General features: G+C 74.0%; 1 protein-coding gene. It reads right to left on the bottom strand.

Features of this window, described 5'->3' with window-relative positions; translation table 11 throughout:
* Positions 1–151 precede the first annotated feature (151 nt).
* Positions 152–1,180: ATP-binding cassette domain-containing protein (locus tag AB0L34_RS34125; RefSeq protein ID WP_363709809.1), on the bottom strand; the 1,029-nt coding region annotated here is incomplete at its 5' end.

The following is a 1,180-nucleotide window of genomic DNA, read 5'->3' as shown; positions in this document are numbered from 1 at the left end:
GGTCGGCCTCGCCGCCGGTCACCAGCCAGCCCGCCACCGTGTCGTCGAGGCGGCAGACCTGGCGTACGCCGTCGGCGCAGAAGCCGATCAGATTGCCGGGCGAGGGATTCTCCACCGCGCCGCTCATCAGCGTCTCCTCGGGTCGTCGTGGTCAGTGGTCCCGGACCAGGCGTGCGTACGCGCCGTCGCGGGCGACCAGTTGCTCGTGGGTGCCGCGCTCCACCTCCCGGCCGCCGTCCAGCACGACGATCAGGTCGCAGTCACGGACCGTGGACAGGCGGTGGGCCACGATCAGGCAGGTCGCCCCCCGCCGCCGCAGGTGCCTGTCGATCTGGCGTTCGGTCTCGGCGTCCAGCGCGCTGGTGGCCACGTCGAGCACGAGAACCCGGGGATTGCGGACGAGCGCGCGGGCGTTCTCGAGCCGCTGCCGCTGCCCGCCGGAGAAGTTGCGGGCGTTCTCCCGTACCGGGCTGGCCAGGCCGCCCGGCCGGGCCGCCACCTCGTCGTAGAGGCAGGCGTCGGTCAGCGCGGTGACGACGTCCTCGTCCGCGACGGTGAGGTCCCACATGGTGACGTTGTCGCGCACCGTACCCTCGAACAGCCGCTGGTCCTGGTCCACCATGGCCACCGTGGCCGCCCAGAGTCCGTCGTCGGTCCCCGGCCGTTCGAGGCCGTCCACGGTGACCCGCCCGGTCCACGGGCGGTAGAGCCCGGCCACCAGCCGGCCCACTGTCGACTTGCCGCTGCCCGACCGCCCGACGAGCGCCACCCGGGCACCCGGCGGCAGGTCCAGGCTGAAGTTCTCCAGCAGCGGCCGGCCCAGCGGGTTGTAGCCGAAGGTGACGTCCTCGATGCGCAGGTGCCCCTCCATCGGCGCCAACGGCCCGGCGGGCCGGTCCCCGGCCGACGGCAGCGGGTACCGCTCCACGTCCCGCAGCCGGTTGAGGTCGGCGCTCATGTCCTGCAGCCGCGAGCCCAGCGCGGTCAGGTTGCCCAACGGCCGGTTCATCGCGGCGGCCAGGCTCTGCATGCCGACCAGCACGCCGACGCTCATCGCCTCCGCCACCACCTGCCGGCTGCCCAGCCCCAGCAGCACGGCGGTGGTCCCGGAGGCGAGGAACGCGGGCAGGACGGAGAGCACAGCGGTGGGCACCCCCAGCCGCTGCTGGCGGGTGGCGAC

Source organism: Micromonospora sp. NPDC052213 (genome assembly GCF_040679695.1).
Classification (GTDB): Bacteria; Actinomycetota; Actinomycetes; order Mycobacteriales; family Micromonosporaceae; genus Micromonospora.
Note: the sequence above shows the minus strand (reverse complement) of the source record. Positions and strands in the feature narration are given on the sequence as shown.